The organism is Nostoc sp. 'Peltigera membranacea cyanobiont' 213, assembly GCF_002245975.1.
Classification (GTDB): Bacteria; Cyanobacteriota; Cyanobacteriia; order Cyanobacteriales; family Nostocaceae; genus Nostoc.
In genome coordinates this window covers 1-1,449 of record NZ_NOLI01000355.1, presented here as the reverse complement: position 1 = coordinate 1,449, position 1,449 = coordinate 1, and the positions used below count along the sequence as shown (strand labels likewise).

Annotated in this window: 1 protein-coding gene; it reads right to left on the bottom strand. The window is 44.4% G+C overall.

Annotation, left to right across the window (positions count from 1 at the left end):
- Positions 1-101 precede the first annotated feature (101 nt).
- The gene (locus CDG77_RS34880) at positions 102-1,319 is read right to left on the bottom strand and encodes a M20 family metallopeptidase (RefSeq protein WP_094333655.1); all 1,218 of its coding nucleotides are present in this window, start codon (positions 1,317-1,319) and stop codon (positions 102-104) included.
- Positions 1,320-1,449: the final 130 nt, after the last annotated feature.

Sequence of the window (1,449 nt, the reverse complement as noted above, 5' to 3'; positions counted from 1 at the left end):
AACGCGCTGCCAACTTTCTGGGTGCAATTTATTTGGCTGCTTCTGTCATTTGGCTCAATTGATGACACGCCCTAGGAAGGGCACTTTTGAGAATTTCCCACTCAACTAAAAAACTTCTCCACGCATCTAACAAATATTTCCACACCCATTCCCAAAGCCGTCTCGTCAAAATCAAACCGGGGATGATGATGAGGATATGCCAAATCTTTCTCTGGATTGGCAGAACCTAAAAAGAAATAGCAACCAGGAACCTCTTGCAAGAAAAATGACATATCCTCAGCAGCCATAGTTTGGCATTCTGGAACAATTCCCAACGGTGTTTCTACCACTTCTTCTGCTACAGTTCGCACTAATTCCGCTATCTTAATATCATTAATTACTGGTGGATAAAGTGCCCAGTATTCTAAGTCATAACTCGCACCATGACTTTGACAAATTCCAGCAATAATCTGCTCGACACGCTGGTTAAAAAAGCCTTTCAAACTAGGATTAAAATACCTGACAGTTGCACTCATTCTCGCTGTATCAGCAATCACATTCCGCTTGGTTCCAGCATGAAGTTCGCCCACCGTTACCACAGCCGAATCAATAGGATTCACATTCCGAGCGACAATGGTTTGCAAAGCATTTACAATTTGGGCAGCAACTACTACAGAGTCAATAGTTTGATGGGGTAGTGCGCCATGTCCACCTTTGCCCAAAATTGTGCAGTTAAAGCACTCCACAGCAGCCATCAACGCCCCAGCCCGTACACCCACTGTTCCCAAGGGTAAATTATTCCACAAATGCAAACCAATAATTGCGTCAACATCAGGATTTTTCAGAACTCCAGCTTCAATCATCGGCTTTGCACCACCGGGTGATTCTTCTGCTGGCTGGAAGATAATTTTCACGATACCAGAGAAGTCTTGGCGATGCTGCTGAAGATAGTAAGCTGTACCTAATGCGATCGCAGTATGTCCATCATGTCCACAAGCGTGCATCACTCCATCATGCTGCGATTTGTAAGGCACTTCGTTCAGTTCTTGGATTGGCAAAGCATCCATATCTGCCCGAATCGCTAAAACTTTCTCTGCACCTTGTTTGTTACCTTTAATGATGGCAACAATGCCAGTGTGAGCAATGCCAGTTTGATGCTCAATTCCCCACTCTTGCAGCTTTTGTGATACAAACTCAGCCGTCAGTTTTTCTTGAAAACCCAACTCTGGTTGTTGATGCAATCGTCGCCGCCACTCTACTAATTGCGGTTGCAATGAGCGAATTGCCAACCGGATGCGAGATAGATCGACAGAAGAGGAATTGGGAAAGGTAGAAACCATTATGAAGATAAGCTAGTTTAAGTACAGCTAAGGGCTTTCCAAGAAATAAATTATCCATTTGTGGGATGGGCATCTTGCCCGTCACGAATATTAGGACGGGCAAGATGCCCATCCCACAAGAAATATTTGG

Coding starts and splice junctions, on each gene's coding strand:
- CDG77_RS34880 (WP_094333655.1), bottom strand. CDS start 1,319: ATGGTTTCTACCTTTCCCAATTCCTCTTCTGTCGATCTATCTCGCATC.